Below are 18,921 nucleotides of genomic sequence, written 5' to 3'. Positions count from 1 at the left end.
GAAAACGTTCCGGTCGTCGCGGTTCACTGATAAAAACAAAACATGTGAAACGGGAAACACAGCTTGTTAGGGTCCTTTGCAGGCAGCATGAATGCCGCCGGTCTTCTGTCGCGGATGGCGTATCGTCATCTGTGTGTCGGCCTTACGCCTTTGCGCCTGCATGTGTCGCGATTTGCCAATCGTGTACCCGACGGTCTGGTGGCGGCGCCGACCGATCTCAGAGCCATCGATCCCTATTTCGCCGAGGAATTGTTGCGGGGCCGTATCGCGCTGGCCGGGCGTGTCGTCGAAACCGGCGGCGCTTCGCCTTTTCAAGTGGACTACCCTTCGGCAGTTTTTGAAGAACGGCTGCATGCATTCACCTGGCTGCGGCATATTCGTTCCGATAAATCGAGCGAGGCGTGCAAGCGGGCTCGCCGCATCGTCGCCGAATGGATGGTGCTTCATGGCAAACGGCTTGCGGGTATCGCCTGGTCGCCGGAAATCGCGGCGCAGAGGCTGATAGCCTGGCTCTCGCACTCTCCGGTGGTTTTATACGAGGCCGATGCCGGTTTTTATCGCCGTTTCCTGAAAAGCCTTGCCTTTCATGTGCGGTATCTCGAAAGAATCGTCAAACATGCGCCTGACGGTGAAGCGCGGTTGAGGATAAGAATCGCGCTTGCCATGGCCTCCATCGCCATGCCTACGCGCCAGTCGCGGATTACCCGGAACGGAATGAAGCTGGCTCAGGAAATGGAACGCCAGATTCTGCCCGATGGCGGGCATGTTTCCCGCAACCCACGGGTCATGCTGGATTTGCTGCTCGATCTCCTGCCGCTGCGACAAAGTTATATCAATCTCGGCCATGATCTGCCCTCAGGTCTGGTGCCGGCGATAGACCGCATGTTTCCGGCGATCCGGTTCTTCCGGCATCAGGGCGGCGATCTCGCGCTGTTCAACGGCGCCACAGCCACACTGGCCAATGAGCTTGTTTCCGTGCTGCGCTATGATGAAACCGCCGGCCGGCCTTCCAAAGTCCTGCCGGATGTGAACTACCACCGGCTTGCGACGGACGATACGGTCATCATCGTCGATACGGGGTATCCCGCTTCTGCGGAGCTTTCACGTAATGCCCATTCGGGTTGCCTGTCTTTTGAAATGTCCTGCGGCAAGAACCGCTTCATCGTCAATTCAGGCTTTCCGCGAAATGCCGCGCCGGAATATCAGCGGGCCAGCCGTTCCACGGCCGCGCATTCCACCGTCACGCTTGCGGATACATCATCCTGCAGACTGTCGCGCTCGCGGCTGCTTGGTCCGATCATGGTATCTGGCGTCAGCCATGTCGACAGCCGGCGTGGAACGGATGCAAATGGCAATGACATCCTGTGGGCGTCTCATGACGGTTATTTGCAGAATTTCGGCTGCTATCACGAGCGGGAAATAGAATTGAATGCGGCCGGTACCAAGATAAAGGGACGGGATCTGCTTCGGGCTGATGAGAACGCGGCAAAAACGCAATTGCAGTCGATCTCGGCTGTTTCGCGTTTCCACATTCATCCTCACATTCAGCTGCATCAGCGGGACGAAGAGGCGGTCTACCTGGAGGCGGCGGATGGAACCGTCTGGCTGTTTTCGGCGCCCGGGCTGGAGCTTTTTGTCACCGAGGATGTCTTCATGGCCGATGCGTCCGGCATGCGGCCGTCGCAGCAGATCGAGCTCCCCTTCAATCTTGCGAATACGCGGGAAATCCGCTGGCTGATCGAACGCCAGGCCTAGGAAATTTCCAGCGGTGCGGGGCAAAAACCGCCATAGTTTACGCCGTTCGGCATCCCCGCTGTTTATTAATCCGGTAAGCTGTGTTAACGCGGCGGCAATTGCTGGATCAATCCCATTCCAGCCTGTCCTCCCTGTTAAACGGAGTATGCCTGATGGCCGTCGTGTCCAAAAAAATCCCCGCCCCCGATAAGGTCAAAATCCGCACGGCGCTTCTTTCCGTGTCCGACAAGACTGACATTATCGAGCTGGCGACGGTTCTGTCGAAGCTTGGCGTCAAGCTCCTGTCGACCGGTGGTACGGCGAAAGCCATTGCGGAAGCAGGCCTGCCGGTAACGGATGTCTCCGACGTGACGAATTTTCCTGAGATCATGGATGGCCGCGTCAAGACGCTGCACCCCAATGTCCATGGCGGCCTGTTGGCCATTCGCGATGACGCGGAGCATATTGAAGCGATGAAGGCGCACGGTATAGAGGCGATCGATCTCTCGGTCATCAATCTCTATCCCTTCGAGGAAGTTCGCGCCAAGGGCGGCGATTATCCGACGACGGTCGAAAACATCGATATTGGTGGTCCGGCGATGATCCGGGCTTCCGCCAAGAACCATGCCTATGTCACTGTTGTCACCGATCCGTCCGACTACCCTGACCTGGTTGAAGCCTTGCAGGCTGATGACGGCCAGACATCCTATGCGCTGCGCCAGCGTTTCGCCGCCAAGGCCTATGCCCGCACTGCTGCCTATGATGCGGTGATTTCCAACTGGTTCGCTGAGGCGCTCGCGATCGAGACGCCGGATTACCGCGCCATCGGCGGCGTGCTGAAGGAAAAGATGCGCTATGGCGAAAACCCGCATCAGAGCGCCGGTTTCTACCTGACGGGCGAAAAGCGCCCTGGCGTGGCGACCGCCACTCTGCTTCAGGGCAAGCAGCTTTCCTACAACAACATCAATGATACGGACGCAGCTTACGAGCTCGTGGCGGAATTCCTGCCGGAAAACGCGCCGGCCGTGGCCATCATCAAGCACGCCAATCCCTGTGGTGTGGCGACGGGCCCGACACTTGCCGAAGCCTATCGGCGCGCGCTGGCATGTGATTCCGTGTCAGCCTTTGGCGGCGTCATCGCCTTGAACCGCACGCTGGATGCGGAAACGGCAGAAGAGATCGTCAAGCTTTTCACGGAAGTCATCATCGCACCCGACGTGACGGAAGAAGCCAAGTCCATCGTCGCCCGCAAGCCCAACCTGCGCCTGCTGACCGCCGGCGGCCTGCCTGATCCGCGCGCAGCCGGGATTACGGCCAAGACCGTTTCGGGCGGCCTTCTGGTGCAGAGCCGTGACAATGGCATGGTTGAAGATCTGGACCTTCAGGTCGTTACCAAGCGTGCGCCGACGCCGCAGGAACTTGAAGATATGAAATTTGCCTTCAAGATCGCCAAGCATGTGAAGTCTAATGCCGTCATTTACGCCAAGGACGGGCAGACCGCGGGTATCGGCGCAGGCCAGATGAGCCGTGTGGATTCCGCCCGTATCGCTGCCCAGAAGGCGGAAGATGCCGCCAAGGCTCTTGGCCTTGCCGAACCGTTGACACGCGGCTCCGCCGTCGCTTCGGAGGCATTTTATCCCTTTGCCGACGGCTTGCTCGCTGCGATTGCCGCAGGCGCCACCGCTGTCATCCAGCCGGGCGGCTCCATGCGCGATCAGGAAGTGATCGACGCCGCGAATGAGCATAATGTGGCGATGGTCTTTACCGGCATGCGCCACTTCCGCCACTAAGCGCGGAAACAACCAGGAATAACGAAGGCCCGGAAACTGATTTCCGGGCCTTTTGTTTCACGTGGGACAATCTTGGCGCCACAGGTTTCAGGTCACGGCCCCAACCTGCCACGGCACAAATTCATTGTCGCCGTAGTCGTAGATCTCGCTGACGGTCTTGTCGCCGGAAGCCACCGCCAGAATATGCTCAAAAATTCGTTTGCCGGATTCTTCGATGGTTTCAGCGCCGGTAACGATCTCGCCGCAATTGATATCCATGTCTTCCTTCATGTGTTCATACATTTCGGAATTGGTGGCGATCTTGATGCAGGGGGCCGGCTTGAAGCCCGAAACCGAGCCGCGGCCGGTGGTGAAACAGATGACGTTGCAGCCGCCGGCAACCTGGCCGGTGACGGCAACGGGATCGTAGCCTGGCGTATCCATGAAGACGAAACCCTGCTCCGTCACGGTCTCGGCGAATTCATAAACAGCCTTCAGCGGCATGGAGCCGCCCTTGGCGACTGCGCCCAGCGATTTTTCGAGAATGGTGGTCAGGCCGCCGAGCTTGTTGCCGTGGGAGGGGTTGTTGTTGAGTTCATCGCCGTTACGGGCGGTATAATCCCGCCACCAGTCGATACGCTGCAAGAGCTTCTCGGCGACGGCAGGGGTGACGGCGCGCTTCGTTAACAGGTGTTCAGCGCCGTAAATCTCTGGCGTTTCGGAGAGGACTGTGGTGCCGCCGTTACGGACGATGAGGTCGGAGGCATAACCCAGGGCCGGGTTGGCGGAAATGCCGGAATAACCATCCGAACCACCGCATTCCAGCGCCACCTTCAGCTTGGAGAGTGGCTGCTCGGTGCGGCTGGCGGCGTTGACCATCGGCAGCATGGCCTTGATCTCTGCAATCGCGGCGTCGATCGTCTTGCGGGTGCCGCCATGCTGCTGGATCGTCATGGTGCGCAGTCGCTCACCCTCTTCCATCTTGTAATGTTCGAGGATGGGGGCGATCTGGTTGGTTTCACAGCCGAGGCCGATCAGCAGAATGCCGCCGAAGTTGGGATGGCGAGCATAACCCTGAATGGTGCGGATCAGCAGGCGATAACCTTCCGATTTCGTATTCAGCGCACAGCCGCCGCCATGGGTCAGCGCCACGACGCCATCGACATTGTCGAAACCATCTAGGCCGCCCTGCTTGTTAAAATAATCGGCGATGTAACGCGACACCGTGGCGGAACAGTTCACCGAAGCGATGACGCCGATATAGTTTCGTGTTCCGACGCCGCCGAGGCCGCGGTCAAACCCCTTGAAGGTCCGGCGCTCGGCTTCCGGCAGCATGCCCTTTTCTTCAATGTCGACACTGAACTGATGCGTGTGTTCGGAAGGCACCATGGCGAGATTGTGCAGGTGAACATGCCGGCCGGGCTCGATATCCTGCGTGGCGATACCGATCACCTGTCCGTATTTCAGCACCTCGTCTCCGGATTTGATGAGTTTGAGGGCGACCTTGTGCCCGCGCCCGATCAGCTCGAGCGCCGCCAGATCTCCCCTGCCCGTCGCGCCGCCGGCCGGAATGGACCGACGCGCCACCGCGACATTGTCATTGGCGTTCAGCAAAATGGTCGCCTCGGAATTCTCACTCACGGGTTATCCTCCTCCCGGTATATATTGCCTGCTATGTTTCAAAATCAGCTTTCCACCCAGCGCCTCTTCGAACCTTCCAGATGGGTATGCATGGCCGCCTGAGCCAGCAGCGGGTCTTTAAGCTCAAGCGCCGCCAGAATGGCTTCATGTTCCTGAAGCGCATGTGTCCAGGTATCGCGGTCTTCAAATTTCACGCGAAGCTGGGCCGAAATGGGGCTGTGGCGTTCATCGAAGAGGTTCGCCACCATTCGGGCCAGAACGCTGTTACCGGATTGTTCGGCTATGGTGACGTGAAATAGCCGGTCCTGATCCAGAGGTTTGCGACCGGCCTCGATTTCCCTTTGCATGGTGTTGAGTATCTGGCGGAGGGTAGCGATCGTCTCATCGGTCATCCGGCTTGCCGCCAGCACGATGGTCGCGCCCTCCAGCGCGGCCCGCGCCTGCATCAGTTCGGAGGGGCTGTCGCCAAGGGATTTGGTATGATGGGTTGTCTGCAGAGCTTCCGCCGATACATAGACGCCGGACCCCATGCGAATTTCGACGGTGTTGTCGATTTCAAGCGCAATCAGCGCCTCGCGCAACGAAGGCCTTGATACGCCGAGCTTCTGGGCCAGTTCCCGTTCGGCGGGAAGCCGCGTACCGGGTAGGAATTCACCCATATCGATGAGTTCACGTATCTGGTCCGCAATCTGCTGATAAAGCCTGCGCGGTTCCGCTATTTTGGCCTGACCACTCATGTGTTTTCCGACGAGCCCTCTCTTCAATCCGTATTTGGCCTTACCGTAACTCCAAGCGTGTCAATGCGCAAGGAATTACTTAATTATATGAAAATAAATGACTATTATCGATATAGTTTCGATACGCTGTTTCCGTTTCGAATGTGGGTTCGTAAATTTTGACCTAATTGGCTTGACCATTCTGAAAAACCGGCCTAACCATTTGACCTGTTCATGAACCCCGGTGGAGCGGGGATACGGGTGGGAGGTTTCCAGATGTCGCAGGGCGCATCGACAGTTCGGGGCGATTTTTCGCCTGAGGAGATGGCGCGCGCGGAGCGTTCGACCCTTCTGCGTCTCGACAATATCAGCAAGGAATTTCCGGGCGTCAAAGCGCTGTCCAACGTGCATTTTGATTTGCGCGGCGGTGAAGTGCATGCCGTCTGCGGTGAGAATGGTGCGGGAAAATCGACGCTGATGAAAATCATCAGCGGCGTTTATCAGCCGAGCGACGGCACGATCCTGCACAAGGGCGTGAAGGTGCAATATGCATCGCCGCTGGAATCCGAAGCCGCCGGCATCGCCATCATTCACCAGGAACTCAACCTCGTTCCGCATCTTTCCGTCGCCGAGAACATCTATCTTGCGCGCGAACCGCGTCGCGGTTTCCTCGTTGACCGCAAGAAGCTGCGTCTCGATGCCAAGCGCTGTCTCGACCGGCTGGGTGTTGATATCAACCCCGACCAGATCGTCCGCGGCCTTTCGGTCGCCCAATGTCAGATGGTGGAGATTGCCAAGGCGCTGTCGCTCGATGCGGAAGTGCTTATCATGGATGAGCCGACCTCTTCTCTGACCGAGCAGGAAACCCGCCTTCTCTTCAAGGTTATCCGGGACCTGAAGGCCTCCGGCGTCGGCATCGTTTACATTTCCCATCGTCTCGATGAAATGGCCGAGATCGTCGACCGTGTGACGGTGCTGCGTGACGGACGTTATATTTCGACCGACGATTTCGCCTCGATTACCGTCGATGACATCGTCACCCGCATGGTCGGGCGTTCGCTGGAAGATAAATTCCCCGAGCGCACCTCGCGCCCAACGGAAGACATCATCTTCTCCGTTGAAGGTCTGACCCGCAATGGCGTGTTCAGCGATGTGAGCTTTTCGCTGCGACGTGGTGAAATCCTCGGTTTTGCCGGACTTATGGGCGCGGGACGAACGGAAGTCGCGCGGGCGATCTTCGGGGCCGATTCGCTTGATGCCGGCAAGATCACCTTCAATGGGCGCGAGCTTTCGATCAGCTCGCCGCAGGACGCAATCGAAGAAGGTATTGCCTATCTCTCGGAAGACCGCAAAAGCGATGGGCTTGCCATCAAGATGTCGGTGGCGGCCAATACGACGCTTGCCAATCTCGGCGAGGTTTCCAACCGTTTCGGGCTGATCGACTTCAAGAAGCACGACGATGTCGCCAGGCGCTACGTCGACCTTCTGAATATCCGCACCCCTTCGATCGCGCAGACGGTGCGGCTGCTTTCGGGCGGCAATCAGCAGAAAATCATCATCGGCAAATGGCTGTTTCGCCAGTCGCGCGTGCTGTTCTTCGATGAGCCGACACGCGGCATCGATGTCGGCGCCAAATTCGCGATCTACAAGATCATGGACGAGCTGGCCGCACAGGGCATCGGCGTTGTTCTCATCAGTTCGGAACTGCCGGAAATTCTGGGGCTGACGGATCGCATCGCGGTCTTCCATCAGGGCCGCATCACGGGCGTACTCGAAACCGCCAAGACCAATCAGGAAGAAATCATGCGGTATGCGTCCGGTTACGGCCGGGCCGCGCAGTGAGGAACGACATGGCCAATATTGCAGAACCCAAGAAGAGCTTTGCTGTCAGCGACCGCCAGAAGGACATCATCCAGAAGTTTGCTGCGCTCGGCAGCCTGTTCGCTCTCGTCGCGGTCTTCTCCGCCACCAGCAGCGCCTTCTTCACCGTCAATAACGGCATGACGATTGCGTTGCAGGTCACCTCCATTGCTCTGCTCGGCATTGGTGCAACCTGTGTCATCATCACCGGTGGCATCGATCTTTCGGTCGGTTCGGTGCTGGCGCTCGCCGGTGTGGTCGCCGCCCTTGCGGTGAAGGAACTCGGCATGCCGGTGCCGATCGGCATGCTGCTCGGCATTCTGACGGGATCGCTCTGTGGTTTCATCAACGGGCTGCTGGTCACGCGTTTCAAGCTACCGCCCTTCATCGCCACCCTCGGCATGATGCTGATCGCCCGTGGCGTGGCGCTGCAGATCACCGGTGCGCGCGCCGTTTCAGGCCTTGGCGAATCCTTCGGCGAACTTGGCAACGGCGCCCTCTTCCGCATCGTTAATATCGGTGACGACGGCTTTCCGAATGTCGTTTTCCCCGGCATTCCTTATCCCGTCATCCTGATGGTTGTGATTGCGCTTGCGGTTTCCTTCATGCTCAACCGCTCGATCCTCGGCCGCCACATCTATGCCGTGGGCTCCAATGCGGATGCTGCACGCCTTTCCGGTGTCAACGTCGCCCGCGTTACCAATTTCACCTACATTCTGTCCGGCACGCTCGCCGGGTTGACGGGCTGCGTGCTGATGTCCCGCCTCGTCACCGCCCAGCCGAATGAGGGCGTGATGTATGAGCTCGATGCGATTGCCAGCGCCGTTATCGGCGGCACATCGCTGATCGGCGGCGTGGGCACGATTTCCGGTACGGCCATCGGCGCCTTCGTCATCGGCATCCTGCGCAATGGTCTCAATATGAATGGCGTTTCCGCCTTCACGCAACAGATCATCATCGGCCTCGTCATTCTGGTCACCGTCTGGATCGACCAGCTGCGCAACCGCCGCTGATCAAAGGGCTGCGGACCCTTTCCGCAAAAAAGATCGGCAGGGGAGGCCCGGTATGCCGACATCACGGAGGAAGAAATGAAGAAAATTGCGACTGCCCTTCTGACATCCGCAATCGCGCTGTGGAGCGTTTCCACCGTGCAGGCCGGTGAAATCGCCGTCATCGTCAAGACCGTCAACTCCACCTTCTGGCAGAACGTCCAGAAGGGCGCCGACGCGGCGATGAAGAACTCTTCCGGCAATACCATGACCTTCCAGGGTCCGGCTGCTGAATCGGCGATTGCCGACCAGGTCAACATGGTGGAAAACGCTATCAACCGTAAGGTTGCGGGCATTGTTCTGGCACCTTCCGATCCGGATGCGCTGGTGCCTGCCGTCAAGAAGGCCTGGGAAGCCCGTATTCCCGTCGTCCTGATCGACTCGCAGCTCGCCAAGGGCTCGGAGCAATATTACCAGTCGTTCCTGGCGACCGATAACAAGAAAGCCGGCGAACTGGCAGCGCAGGCCTTGATCGACAAGGTGGGCAAAGAAGGCAAGATCGCCGTCATGTCCTATGTCGCCGGCGCCGGTTCCGAAATCGGCCGTGTCGGCGGTTTCACCGACTATATCCAGATGAACTCCAATCTGAAGATTGTCGGACCGTTATACTCGCAGTCGCAGATGGCCACCGCGCTGAACCAGACGACCGACGTTCTGGCCGCCAATTCCGACCTCAAGGGTATTTTCGGCGCTAACGAGCCGACGGCAATCGGCGTTGGCCGCGCTCTCGCCCAGAGCGGCAAGGCCGGCAAGGTCGTCGCCATCGGCTTCGACGGCAATCAGGACCTTCAGAGCTTCGTCAAGGATGGCACGCTGGCCGGTATCGTGGTGCAGGGTTCCTATCAGATGGGTGAAAAGGGCGTAGAGACCATTTCCAAGCTCATCAACAAGGAGAAGGTTGAGAAGTTCGTCGATACCGGCGTCGTTGTTGTCACCAAGGACAATATCGAAAAGCCGGAAGCCAAGAACGTTCTTTACTAATGCATGACGGCGCGCCGCCCAGCAGCGGCGCGCCTCACCTGTTTGAGATGCGGTTTTCAACATGCCGCTCTAGCTAAAAATTCAGGAAGTCCCTGCGATGAAAGTCTCCGATACACGTAAATTGCCGCGCCGCGCCGTAGACGTCACGGTCATGGGCCTTGGTTGCGCCCAGATGGGAAATCTCTACCGCGTCACGCCCTATGAAGAGTCCAAGGGTGCGTTCGACAAGGCATGGGAAAGCGGCATGCGTTATTTCGATACCGCGCCGTTTTATGGCTATACGCGGTCGGAGCGTCGCCTGGGCACCATGGTGACGGAGCATGACCGGAGCGAATATACGCTCAGCACTAAGGTCGGCCGTGTGATGGTTCCTGACGAGACCGTCGGTCCGGAGGCGGATGCCTATATTGCGCCCCTGCCGTTCCGTCCGGTCTATGATTATTCCTATGACGGTATCCTGCGCTCTTTTGAGGCAAGCCAGCAGCGGCTGGGGGTTCTGAAGCCGGATATTCTTTATGTTCATGATATCGGTTCCTACACCCATGGCGAAAAGCATCAGCATTATTGGGAGCAGCTGACCACGGGCGGCGGCTTCCGGGCGCTTGGAAAGTTGCGCGAGGAAGGATCGACCGGGGCCATCGGCCTTGGCGTAAACGAGTGGGAAATTGTCAGTGACGCGATGGATGTCTTCGACATCGACGTCGCCATGCTCGCCGGCCGTTATACGCTGCTGGAGCAACAGAGCCTTGCATTCATGAACCGCTGCGCTGAAAGCGGCGTTGGCATCGTTGTCGCTGGTGCATTCAATTCAGGCATTCTGGCTGGCAACCGCAAATTCAATTATGCTGACGCGCCTGCCGATATTCTCACGCGTGTCGATGCGCTGCAGGATGTTTGCGAGGAACTCGGCGTATCGCTGCAGGCCGCCGCATTGCAGTTTCCGCTTGCCCATCCGGCTTCCGTCACTGTTGTTTCGGGTGCGCGCAATGCGCAGCAGCTCGCTTCGAATATTGAATGGTTCGAACAGTCGATCCCGGATGAATTCTGGTCCGAGCTGCACAGGCGTGGCCTGATTGCCGAAGGTGCGCCTACGCCTGTCGGGAAGGCTTGAGGTATGATTATCGACGCCCACCAGCATTTCTGGCTGATGAAGGATCGTGCCGGGCAATGGCCGCCGCCGTCGCTCGCCGCCATCTACCGGGATTTTCTCCCCGCCGATCTGTCGTCTTTGCTAGCTGCTGCGGGAGTTTCGGGCACCGTGCTGATTCAGACGATGGAGACGGCGGCCGACACGGATTTCATGCTGGAACTGGCGGAAAAGACCGATTTCATCAAGGGCGTGGTCGGCTGGGTGGACATGAAGTCCGCCGACGTGGCGAGCGAAATCGCTCGCCGGGCAAAACATCCGGCCTTCAAAGCTGTGCGTCCGATGTTGCAGGGCATGGAGGATGTTGCCTGGATTGATGACCCGGCGCTCGATCCCGCTGTGGCGGCTTTGGTAAAGCACGGTCTGGCGTTCGATGCGCTGGTCTTGCCGCCCAATCTGCCGCATCTGCTGTCCTTCGCCCGCCGCCATCCGCAGTTGCCCATCGTCATCGACCATGGCGCGAAGCCGCTGATTGCTACCGGTCACTACAGCGACTGGCGTAAGGATATGGCCGCTCTGGCGGCTCTTCCCAATGTCCATTGCAAGCTCTCCGGTCTGCTGACCGAGCGCGGTGAGCAGCGGCCGGAAGCGGTGCGGCCTTATGCCGAGACCATTCTTGAACTCTTTGGCGGCAACCGCGTGATTTTCGGCAGTGACTGGCCGGTCTTGCGGCTGGCCGGCGATTATCAGGCATGGCTGGATTTCTGCCGCGATATCGTGCCGGCAGAGGACCATGCGGCAGTCTTTGGCGGTAACGCCATTCGTTTTTATTCCCTTTCCCACAGGTGATGCATGCTGGCGATTTTCTGCGAAACCCCAGGTCAACTCGTCCCCAAGGAACTGCCGAAACCAGCGCGTGGCGAAGGTGAAGTTCTGGTGCGCATTCGCCGCATTGGTGTTTGCGGCACAGATCTGCACATCTTCACGGGCAACCAGCCTTATCTTTCCTATCCGCGTATCATGGGTCATGAGCTTTCCGGCACAGTGGAAGAGACGCCGCAAGGCAGCCATCTGTCGGCGGGCGATGTGGTCACCGTCATTCCCTATATCTCGTGCGGCAAATGCAGCGCCTGCCTGAAGGGCAAGAGCAATTGCTGCCGCGATATCGGTGTGCTCGGCGTTCATCGTGATGGCGGCATGGTCGAATATCTAAGCGTGCCGCAGCAATTCGTGCTGAAGGCGGAGGGGCTGAGCCTCGACCAGGCGGCGATGACCGAATTTCTGGCTATCGGTGCGCATGCGGTGCGCCGGGGGGCAGTCGAGAAGGGGCAGAAGGTCCTGATCGTCGGCGCCGGGCCGATCGGCATGGCCGTTGCGGTTTTCGCCGTTCTCGATGGCGGCGAAGTGACGATGATCGATGGACGTACCGACCGATTGGATTTCTGCAAGGAGCATCTTGGCGTTGCGCATACGGTGACACTTGGCGACGATGACAAGGATCGTCTTTCCGAAATCACCGACGGCGATTTCTTCGATGTGGTCTTTGATGCGACCGGCAATCCGAAAGCCATGGAGCGCGGCTTTTCCTTTGTCGGCCATGGTGGTTCCTATGTGCTGGTCTCCATCGTCGCCAGCGATATCAGCTTCAACGATCCGGAGTTCCACAAGCGTGAGACGACACTGCTCGGCAGCCGCAATGCCACGCCTCAGGATTTCGAGCGCGTCCTGCGGGCGCTGCGGGAAGGCAAGGTGCCGGAGGCACTGATCACCCATCGCATGACGCTTGCCGATGTGCCCTCCAGATTCGCCGACCTGACCGATCCGAAGGCCGGAGTGATCAAAGGCATGGTGGAGGTCGCATGACGTCCGATACGCCCATCCTGCAATTCGGCACCAGCCGCTTTCTCCTGGCGCATGCGGATCTCTTTGTTTCGCAGGCGCTGGACAAGGGTGAAGCGCTCGGGCGCATCGCGATTGTCCAGACGACCGGCAATGCGGAGAGCCTGAAGCGTGTTGCGGCGCTGAACAGCGGCGCGCCCTACCCCGTGCGTATTCGCGGTATCCGTGATGGGCACGAAGTGGATGAGGAAATTCAAGGCAGGGCTGTCGCGCGGGCGCTGACCGCTGCGACCGACTGGGCCGATGTGCGCCGTCTTGCCTGCGGGGCCGATGTCATTCTGTCCAATACGGGCGATCGCGGTTATGAGTTGGATTCAGCCGATAATGCCCGGCTTGCTGGCGATTTCACGATCGTACCGAAAAGCTTTCCGGCGAAACTCTGCATGTTGCTGCTGGAGCGTTTTCAGAGCAATCCGGAAGCGCCTGTGTCCATCTTCCCCTGTGAGCTTGTACCGCGTAACGGCGAAAGGCTGAAAGAGGTTATTCGCCGGCTTGCCGACGAATGGCAATTGCCGGCAGGTTTTGCCTTTTATCTGAATGAGAAGTGCCGTTTCGCCAATAGTCTGGTGGACCGCATCGTCTCCGAGCCCATCGACCCGGTCGGCGCTGTGGCGGAACCCTATGCGCTCTGGGCGATAGAGAGCCAGGATGGTCTTGTCCTCCCCTGCACTCACCCTGCCGTGGTGCTGACCGACGATCTCGATCACTATGAAAAGCTGAAGCTTTTCCTGCTCAATCTCGGCCATTCCTATCTGGCGGAACGCTGGACGCAGGATGCGCGCGGGAAGGATGAGACGGTGCGTCAGGCAATGGCCGACGATGCTCTCGTTGCAGATCTGGAGACGCTATGGCGGGACGAGGTTCTGCCGGTTTTTGCAGCCGAAGGCATGGGAGACGAAGCGCAGACCTATATCGGTCAATTGCGGGAACGTTTGCGCAATCCCTTTCTCGCGCATCGGCTGGCTGATATCGCCGGCAACCACGACGAAAAGAGGCGTCGCCGCTTCGCTCCGGTCATTGCCGCGGCGGAACGGCTGGGACTAGGCCTGCCGCAGACAAAGCTGCGCGCTGCGCTCGCCACCATCAAGCAATAACGGAGTTTTTCATGCAGCGTATGGGCATGGTCATAGGCGTCAAACCTGACATGATCGCGGAATATAAAAGGCTGCACGCCGCCGTCTGGCCTGAAATTCTGGCGCTCATCAGCGATTGCAATATCCGCAATTATACGATCTTCCTGCGCGAGCCGGAAAATCTGCTCTTCGGCTATTGGGAATATTACGGCACCGATATCAGCGCCGACATGGCGAAGATGGCTGCAAGCCCCAAGAACCAGGAATGGTGGTCCTTCACGATTCCCTGCCAGCAACCACTCGATAGCCGCAAGGAAGGCGAGTGGTGGGCGATGATGGAAGAGACCTTCCACCACGATTGAACGATTTCCTTTGACACTGACCGCGAGTGAACGGCCATGACCAAAATTACTGATCTGCGTGTTTTCGACCTGCGTTTTCCGACGTCCCAAAGTCTCGACGGTTCGGATGCGATGAACCCCGACCCGGATTATTCGGCGGCTTATGTTATTCTCGATACCGATGAGGCGGGTCTCAAAGGCCACGGGCTGACCTTCACCATCGGCCGCGGCAATGACATCTGCTGCATGGCCATCGAAGCGATGCGTCATCTGGTGGTCGGCACCGATCTTGCCACCGTCACCGAGAACCCCGGCAAATATTGGCGGCATCTGACCAGCGACAGCCAGCTGCGCTGGATCGGCCCGGACAAGGGCGCGATGCATCTCGCCACCGGCGCCGTTGTCAACGCGGTTTGGGATTTGCTGGCCAAGAAGGCGGGCAAGCCAGTGTGGCAGCTTGTCGCCGATATGAGCCCGGAAGAAATCGCCGATATCGTCGATTACCGCTATCTGACCGACGTGCTGACCCGTGATGATGCGCTCGCGATCCTCAAAAAAGCCGAAAGCGGCAAGAAGGAACGTATCGAGACGCTGAAGAACGAAGGTTACGCCTGCTATACCACGTCGGCCGGCTGGCTTGGCTATGACGACGCCAAGCTACGCCGTCTTTGCCAGGAAGCCATCGATGCCGGTTTCAACCATGTGAAGATGAAGGTCGGCCGCGATCTGGAGGACGATATCCGTCGTCTCACTATTGCTCGTGAGGTGATCGGGCCCGACCGTTACCTGATGATCGATGCCAATCAGGTGTGGGAAGTTGATCAGGCAATCGAGTGGGTGAATAAGCTCGCCTTTTCCAAGCCCTTCTTCATCGAAGAACCGACCAGCCCGGATGATGTTGCCGGCCATCGCAAGATCCGCGCTGCCATCGGCTCGGTGAAGGTGGCGACGGGCGAAATGTGCCAGAACCGCATCATGTTCAAGCAGTTCATCGCCGGAGGCGCAATTGACGTGGTGCAGATCGACAGCTGCCGCATGGGCGGCCTGAACGAGGTGCTGGCGGTTCTCCTGATTGCCGCCAAATACAATTTGCCGGTCTGGCCTCATGCCGGCGGCGTCGGCCTTTGCGAGTATGTGCAGCATCTGTCGATGATCGACTATCTGGCGGTATCAGGCACGAAGGAAGGTCGTGTGATCGAGTATGTCGACCACCTGCACGAGCACTTCATCGAACCCTGCGATATCAGAAACGCCGCTTACATGCCGCCGAAACTACCGGGCTTCTCCATCGAAATGAAGCCGGAGTCGATTGAGACCTACACCTTCGAGGAATAACCGGGGGATGACAGCGCCTCCTTAAGGCGCTGCCACTCCGTTTCGCTCCCGGGAAGGCCGAAACGCACGTCGTTCGGCCTTTCATCAAAAATGCGGACCAGAATGCCGTGTTGGCCAAGATGGCTGAACAGTTCGGTGGCGCGGGGGGTGCGCACCAGAGTAAAAAGGGACGTGCCGCCGGCAATCGCCAGTCCTGCTTTTTCCAGCAGGTCATTCATGCGCCGGGAGTCTTCGGCAAGGCGCAGACGCATGGAAGATTGCCATTTCTTATCCGCCAGAGCCTGCGTCGCGATATGAAGCGCCGGGCCGGAAACCGCCCAGGGGCCGAGCCTTGCTTCAAGTTCAGCGGCGATATCGGGCTGTGCAATGGCGAAACCCAGCCGAACGCCCGCCATGCCGTAAAATTTGCCGAAAGAGCGCAGGACCACCAGCGCTTCCTGACCGGTGGCATTCGCGAGGCTTTCGGCAAGTCCCGTCTCGATGAAGGCTTCGTCCACGACGAGCAATCCGTCCTTGAGGCGCATGGCTTCGGCTAGCGAGAGCAACGCCGCGCGATCCGTGATGCGGCCATCGGGATTATTGGGATTGATCACCACGGCATAATCGTGAGCCGATAGCTCCCGGGTGTTTTCCACCTCGGTCACGGCAAGTCCGGCCATGCGTGCGGTCCGGGCATGTTCCGCATAAGCGGGTGAAAGCACGGCGCCGCTCCTGGCCCCACGGGCGATAGCGATCTGAGCCAGCAATGGCATCAGCATCTGGGTGCCGGGTGAAAGCACCACATGCCGGGCGGAAGGCGCGTCGAAATGGGCTGCAGCCAGCTGTTTCAATTCTTCGGCGGCATCCGGTTCCGGCAGGCGGGCGAATGCGCTGGCGGGGATCGGGGAATGCGGGTAGGAGTGCGGATTGATCCCGGTCGAAAGGTCGATCCACGGTTCTGGCGCTTCAGGAAACATCAGACGCGCCCTGCCGAGATTGCCGCCGTGACGGATCGCAGCCTGCGCCTTTTCTGGTACTGTTTCGCCCATGTTCTTTGCTCTCGCTTTCCTGTCGCTCTTGATCGAACGCCTGACCGGCTATCCGGACTGGCTGTTCAAACGCATCGGCCATCCCGTTACTTGGATCGGTTCGCTTATCGCGCTGCTGGACAAAAAATGGAACCGGGAGAACGCGTCATTTTCACAGCGCAAGGCGGCAGGTGTGGCGGCTCTGGCCGGTTTCGTCGGGCTGACGCTGCTTGTTGCGTGGTTTGCGCAATCCGCCCTGCTTTTTCTGCCCTTCGGCATTTTGCTGGTTGCCGTGCTGGGCGCCTCGCTTCCGGCGCAGAAAAGTCTTGAGCAGCATGTGGAGGCTGTCGCCATTGCTCTGGAGCGCGAGGGTGTGGAAGGCGGCCGCAAGGCGGTATCGATGATCGTCGGACGCGATCCGCAAAAGCTGGACGAAGCGGCGATCTGCCGGGCGGCGGTTGAAAGCCTGGCCGAGAATTTTTCCGACGGCATCGTCGCTCCTGCCCTCTGGCTTGGGCTATTGGGCCTGCCGGGCGGCGCGGCCTACAAGGCGATCAACACGGCTGACAGCATGATCGGCCATCGCTCACCCCGCCATGAGGCCTTCGGCTGGGCCTCGGCCCGGCTGGACGATCTGGTCAATCTGCCGGCGTCGAGACTGAGCGGCGGTCTTTTCGTAATGTCTGCGTTCTTCGTGAAAGGCGCATCACCCGGCGGGGCCATTGCCGCGATACGTCGCGATGCCCGTCATCACCGTTCCCCCAACGCCGGTTGGCCGGAGGCGGCGCTGGCCGGCGCTCTGGGCTTCGCGCTTGCAGGCCCACGCTCCTATGGCGGGCAGATGATCGAGGCGCGCTTCATGGGTGAAGGCGGGAGGGCGACGCTTGTTGCGGAGGATATTCGCAGGGCGCTGCGACTGGCGCGGGTGGCCGATCTGCTGTTGATCGGCCTGTTCGGACTTCTGGCGATCCTTATCGCGCTATAGCCAGCAGACGGTCGAGGTCGAGGTGCTGCTCCATATGGACCGCAAGATGATCGAGAACAGTCTCCACCTGCGCATCATAGTTCAGACCCGCGGCCTGCCCGCCGAGACGCTCCAGCCACGCGCCGCGTTGGCGATCATCCGCGAAAAGACCGTGAATATAGGTGCCAAAGACGCGGCCAGAGGGCGAGACGGCGCCATCATTATGCCCATCGAGCGTCGAGAACGGCAGATAGTCCGTTGTGGCTGTGGTTTCGCCGACATGCATTTCGTAGCCGGATAAATCAACACCGTCGAAACTCGTGCCGCGAACGGAAATGAGCCGCTTGTCATCTGTCAGAACCGTGTCGACATCCAGCAGGCCCATTCCCTTGACCGTCGCTGGTGGTCCTTCGATACCGTCGGGATCGGCAACTGTTTTTCCAAGCATCTGGTATCCGCCGCAGAGACCCAGAACATAGCCGCCGCGTCTCACATGTGCCTTGATATCAATGTCCAGGCCGGCATTCTTCAGAACGGCGAGGTCGGCGATGGTGGATTTCGAGCCGCAAAGCAATACCAGCCGGCAATCGGTTGGAATTGTTTCGCCCGGACGCACTCGGATCAGTTCGACATCCGGTTCCATGTCCAGGGGATCAAGATCATCGAAATTGGAAATATGCGGCAGGATCGGCATTGCGATGCGGATTTTCGCACCCGGCTTTCGCTCAGCCGGGCTGGAAAGCCCGAGAGCATCCTCCGCCGGCAATTTTGCGGCGCTGGCAAAATGCGGCAGAAGCCCGATTGAGGCCCAGCCGGTTTTTTCCGCAATTATTCGCATGCCGTCGGAAAACAGGGCCGGATCGCCGCGAAAGCGATTGACGATAAAACCTTCGATCATCGCCGCGTCTTCAGCTTCGAGTACGGCTTTGGTGCCGACGAGGCTTGCGATGACGCCGCCCCGGTCGATATCGCCGATCAGGATCACAGGCGCGTCCGCAGCTCTCGCAAATCCCATATTGGCGATGTCATTGGCGCGCAGGTTGATTTCGGAGGCACTGCCTGCCCCTTCCACCAGCACCAGATCGGCCTGCTGTTTCAGGTGCTCGAAACTTTCCAGCACGCGCGGCATCAGTCCGGCCTTCATGTGCTGGTAATCGGCCGCTTTGGCATTGCCGGCGATCTTGCCCTGCACCACCACCTGTGCGCCGGTTTCGCTCTGCGGCTTCAGGAGCACCGGGTTCATGTGCACGGAAAGCGGCACGCCCGCCGCCCGCGCCTGCAGCGCCTGTGCGCGGCCGATCTCGCCGCCATCGGCGGTGACCGCCGCATTGTTTGACATGTTCTGCGGCTTGAACGGCATGACGGACAGGCCGCGCCTGACGAAGGCCCGGGCAAGGCCGGCCACCATCAGCGATTTGCCGACATCCGAGCCGGTTCCCTGAAACATCAGCACGCGTGCAGCCAT

At 59.2% G+C, this 18,921-nt stretch carries 16 protein-coding genes; 12 read left to right on the top strand and 4 right to left on the bottom strand.

Annotated features, from left to right (window positions below; translation table 11 throughout):
- Positions 1–87 precede the first annotated feature (87 nt).
- Positions 88–1,755: a heparinase II/III family protein gene (locus CFB10_RS10300; RefSeq protein ID WP_020010715.1), complete on the top strand. Its 1,668-nt coding sequence runs from the start codon at positions 88–90 to the stop codon at positions 1,753–1,755.
- 152 nt (positions 1,756–1,907) lie between these two features.
- Positions 1,908–3,524: a bifunctional phosphoribosylaminoimidazolecarboxamide formyltransferase/IMP cyclohydrolase gene (gene purH, locus CFB10_RS10295; RefSeq protein ID WP_020010716.1), complete on the top strand. Its 1,617-nt coding sequence runs from the start codon at positions 1,908–1,910 to the stop codon at positions 3,522–3,524.
- Positions 3,525–3,611: 87 nt separating this feature from the next.
- On the opposite strand, the gene CFB10_RS10290 is transcribed toward purH, so the two are convergent.
- Both CFB10_RS10290 and CFB10_RS10285 read right to left on the bottom strand, forming a co-directional pair.
- Complete coding sequence (locus CFB10_RS10290; RefSeq protein ID WP_026363725.1) at positions 3,612–5,144, bottom strand: UxaA family hydrolase; 1,533 nt, start codon at positions 5,142–5,144, stop codon at positions 3,612–3,614.
- A gap of 44 nt (positions 5,145–5,188) precedes the next feature.
- Positions 5,189–5,881: a FadR/GntR family transcriptional regulator gene (locus CFB10_RS10285; protein ID WP_003505313.1), complete on the bottom strand. Its 693-nt coding sequence runs from the start codon at positions 5,879–5,881 to the stop codon at positions 5,189–5,191.
- Between the two features lie 255 nt (positions 5,882–6,136).
- Here CFB10_RS10285 and CFB10_RS10280 point away from each other — a divergent pair, with 255 nt between their 5' ends.
- The 9 genes from CFB10_RS10280 to CFB10_RS10240 all read left to right on the top strand — a co-directional run bounded on the left by CFB10_RS10280 (position 6,137) and on the right by CFB10_RS10240 (position 15,485).
- Positions 6,137–7,702 carry a sugar ABC transporter ATP-binding protein gene (locus tag CFB10_RS10280; protein ID WP_020010718.1) on the top strand — a complete coding sequence of 522 codons (1,566 nt, stop codon included), beginning with the start codon at positions 6,137–6,139 and terminating at the stop codon, positions 7,700–7,702.
- A gap of 8 nt (positions 7,703–7,710) precedes the next feature.
- Positions 7,711–8,733 (top strand): ABC transporter permease, encoded by a 1,023-nt coding sequence (locus CFB10_RS10275; protein WP_003505311.1) that lies wholly within the window; start codon positions 7,711–7,713, stop codon positions 8,731–8,733.
- A 75-nt stretch (positions 8,734–8,808) separates the two neighbouring features.
- Positions 8,809–9,750, top strand: a complete 942-nt coding sequence (locus CFB10_RS10270; RefSeq protein ID WP_020010720.1) for an ABC transporter substrate-binding protein — start codon at positions 8,809–8,811, stop codon at positions 9,748–9,750.
- Positions 9,751–9,847: 97 nt separating this feature from the next.
- The gene (locus CFB10_RS10265) at positions 9,848–10,861 is read left to right on the top strand and encodes an aldo/keto reductase (RefSeq protein ID WP_020010721.1); all 1,014 of its coding nucleotides are present in this window, start codon (positions 9,848–9,850) and stop codon (positions 10,859–10,861) included.
- Between the two features lie 3 nt (positions 10,862–10,864).
- A complete protein-coding gene (locus CFB10_RS10260) occupies positions 10,865–11,686 on the top strand; it encodes an amidohydrolase (RefSeq protein ID WP_020010722.1) in 822 nt (273 codons plus the stop codon).
- Positions 11,687–11,689: 3 nt separating this feature from the next.
- On the top strand, positions 11,690–12,700 hold the full coding sequence (locus CFB10_RS10255) for a zinc-binding alcohol dehydrogenase family protein (RefSeq protein WP_020010723.1): 1,011 nt from the start codon (positions 11,690–11,692) through the stop codon (positions 12,698–12,700).
- Positions 12,697–13,830: a mannitol dehydrogenase family protein gene (locus tag CFB10_RS10250; RefSeq protein ID WP_020010724.1), complete on the top strand. Its 1,134-nt coding sequence runs from the start codon at positions 12,697–12,699 to the stop codon at positions 13,828–13,830. Before CFB10_RS10255 ends, CFB10_RS10250 begins: the two co-directional genes overlap by 4 nt.
- An 11-nt stretch (positions 13,831–13,841) precedes the next feature.
- The gene (locus CFB10_RS10245) at positions 13,842–14,171 is read left to right on the top strand and encodes an L-rhamnose mutarotase (RefSeq protein WP_034501189.1); all 330 of its coding nucleotides are present in this window, start codon (positions 13,842–13,844) and stop codon (positions 14,169–14,171) included.
- Positions 14,172–14,207: 36 nt separating this feature from the next.
- Entirely contained in the window at positions 14,208–15,485 is a 1,278-nt protein-coding gene (locus CFB10_RS10240; protein WP_020010726.1) for an L-fuconate dehydratase, read from the top strand.
- Here the strand turns inward: CFB10_RS10240 and cobD are convergent.
- Positions 15,467–16,513, bottom strand: a complete 1,047-nt coding sequence (cobD, locus tag CFB10_RS10235) for a threonine-phosphate decarboxylase CobD (protein WP_020010727.1) — start codon at positions 16,511–16,513, stop codon at positions 15,467–15,469. The two genes, CFB10_RS10240 and cobD, sit on opposite strands and share 19 nt — an antisense overlap.
- Between cobD and cbiB the strand changes: the two genes are divergently transcribed.
- Positions 16,512–17,477: an adenosylcobinamide-phosphate synthase CbiB gene (cbiB, locus tag CFB10_RS10230; protein ID WP_020010728.1), complete on the top strand. Its 966-nt coding sequence runs from the start codon at positions 16,512–16,514 to the stop codon at positions 17,475–17,477. The two genes, cobD and cbiB, sit on opposite strands and share 2 nt — an antisense overlap.
- Here cbiB and CFB10_RS10225 read toward each other — a convergent pair.
- Positions 17,464–18,921 carry a cobyric acid synthase gene (locus tag CFB10_RS10225; RefSeq protein ID WP_020010729.1) on the bottom strand — a complete coding sequence of 486 codons (1,458 nt, stop codon included), beginning with the start codon at positions 18,919–18,921 and terminating at the stop codon, positions 17,464–17,466. The two genes, cbiB and CFB10_RS10225, sit on opposite strands and share 14 nt — an antisense overlap.

Source organism: Agrobacterium sp. 719_389 (assembly GCF_900188475.1).
In the GTDB taxonomy this organism is placed as follows: domain Bacteria; phylum Pseudomonadota; class Alphaproteobacteria; order Rhizobiales; family Rhizobiaceae; genus Agrobacterium; species Agrobacterium radiobacter.
Note: the sequence above shows the minus strand (reverse complement) of the source record. Positions and strands in the feature narration are given on the sequence as shown.

Bases quoted from the DNA above. Each gene is read 5' to 3' on its own strand.
- CFB10_RS10225 (WP_020010729.1), bottom strand. From the start codon at position 18,921: ATGGCTGCACGCGTGCTGATGTTTCAGGGAACCGGCTCGGATGTCGGC.
- CFB10_RS10260 (WP_020010722.1), top strand. From the start codon at position 10,865: ATGATTATCGACGCCCACCAGCATTTCTGGCTGATGAAGGATCGTGCC.
- CFB10_RS10300 (WP_020010715.1), top strand. From the start codon at position 88: ATGAATGCCGCCGGTCTTCTGTCGCGGATGGCGTATCGTCATCTGTGT.
- CFB10_RS10275 (WP_003505311.1), top strand. From the start codon at position 7,711: ATGGCCAATATTGCAGAACCCAAGAAGAGCTTTGCTGTCAGCGACCGC.
- CFB10_RS10285 (WP_003505313.1), bottom strand. From the start codon at position 5,881: ATGAGTGGTCAGGCCAAAATAGCGGAACCGCGCAGGCTTTATCAGCAG.
- cbiB (WP_020010728.1), top strand. From the start codon at position 16,512: ATGTTCTTTGCTCTCGCTTTCCTGTCGCTCTTGATCGAACGCCTGACC.
- cobD (WP_020010727.1), bottom strand. From the start codon at position 16,513: ATGGGCGAAACAGTACCAGAAAAGGCGCAGGCTGCGATCCGTCACGGC.
- purH (WP_020010716.1), top strand. From the start codon at position 1,908: ATGGCCGTCGTGTCCAAAAAAATCCCCGCCCCCGATAAGGTCAAAATC.
- CFB10_RS10250 (WP_020010724.1), top strand. From the start codon at position 12,697: ATGACGTCCGATACGCCCATCCTGCAATTCGGCACCAGCCGCTTTCTC.
- CFB10_RS10255 (WP_020010723.1), top strand. From the start codon at position 11,690: ATGCTGGCGATTTTCTGCGAAACCCCAGGTCAACTCGTCCCCAAGGAA.
- CFB10_RS10270 (WP_020010720.1), top strand. From the start codon at position 8,809: ATGAAGAAAATTGCGACTGCCCTTCTGACATCCGCAATCGCGCTGTGG.
- CFB10_RS10280 (WP_020010718.1), top strand. From the start codon at position 6,137: ATGTCGCAGGGCGCATCGACAGTTCGGGGCGATTTTTCGCCTGAGGAG.
- CFB10_RS10265 (WP_020010721.1), top strand. From the start codon at position 9,848: ATGAAAGTCTCCGATACACGTAAATTGCCGCGCCGCGCCGTAGACGTC.
- CFB10_RS10245 (WP_034501189.1), top strand. From the start codon at position 13,842: ATGCAGCGTATGGGCATGGTCATAGGCGTCAAACCTGACATGATCGCG.
- CFB10_RS10240 (WP_020010726.1), top strand. From the start codon at position 14,208: ATGACCAAAATTACTGATCTGCGTGTTTTCGACCTGCGTTTTCCGACG.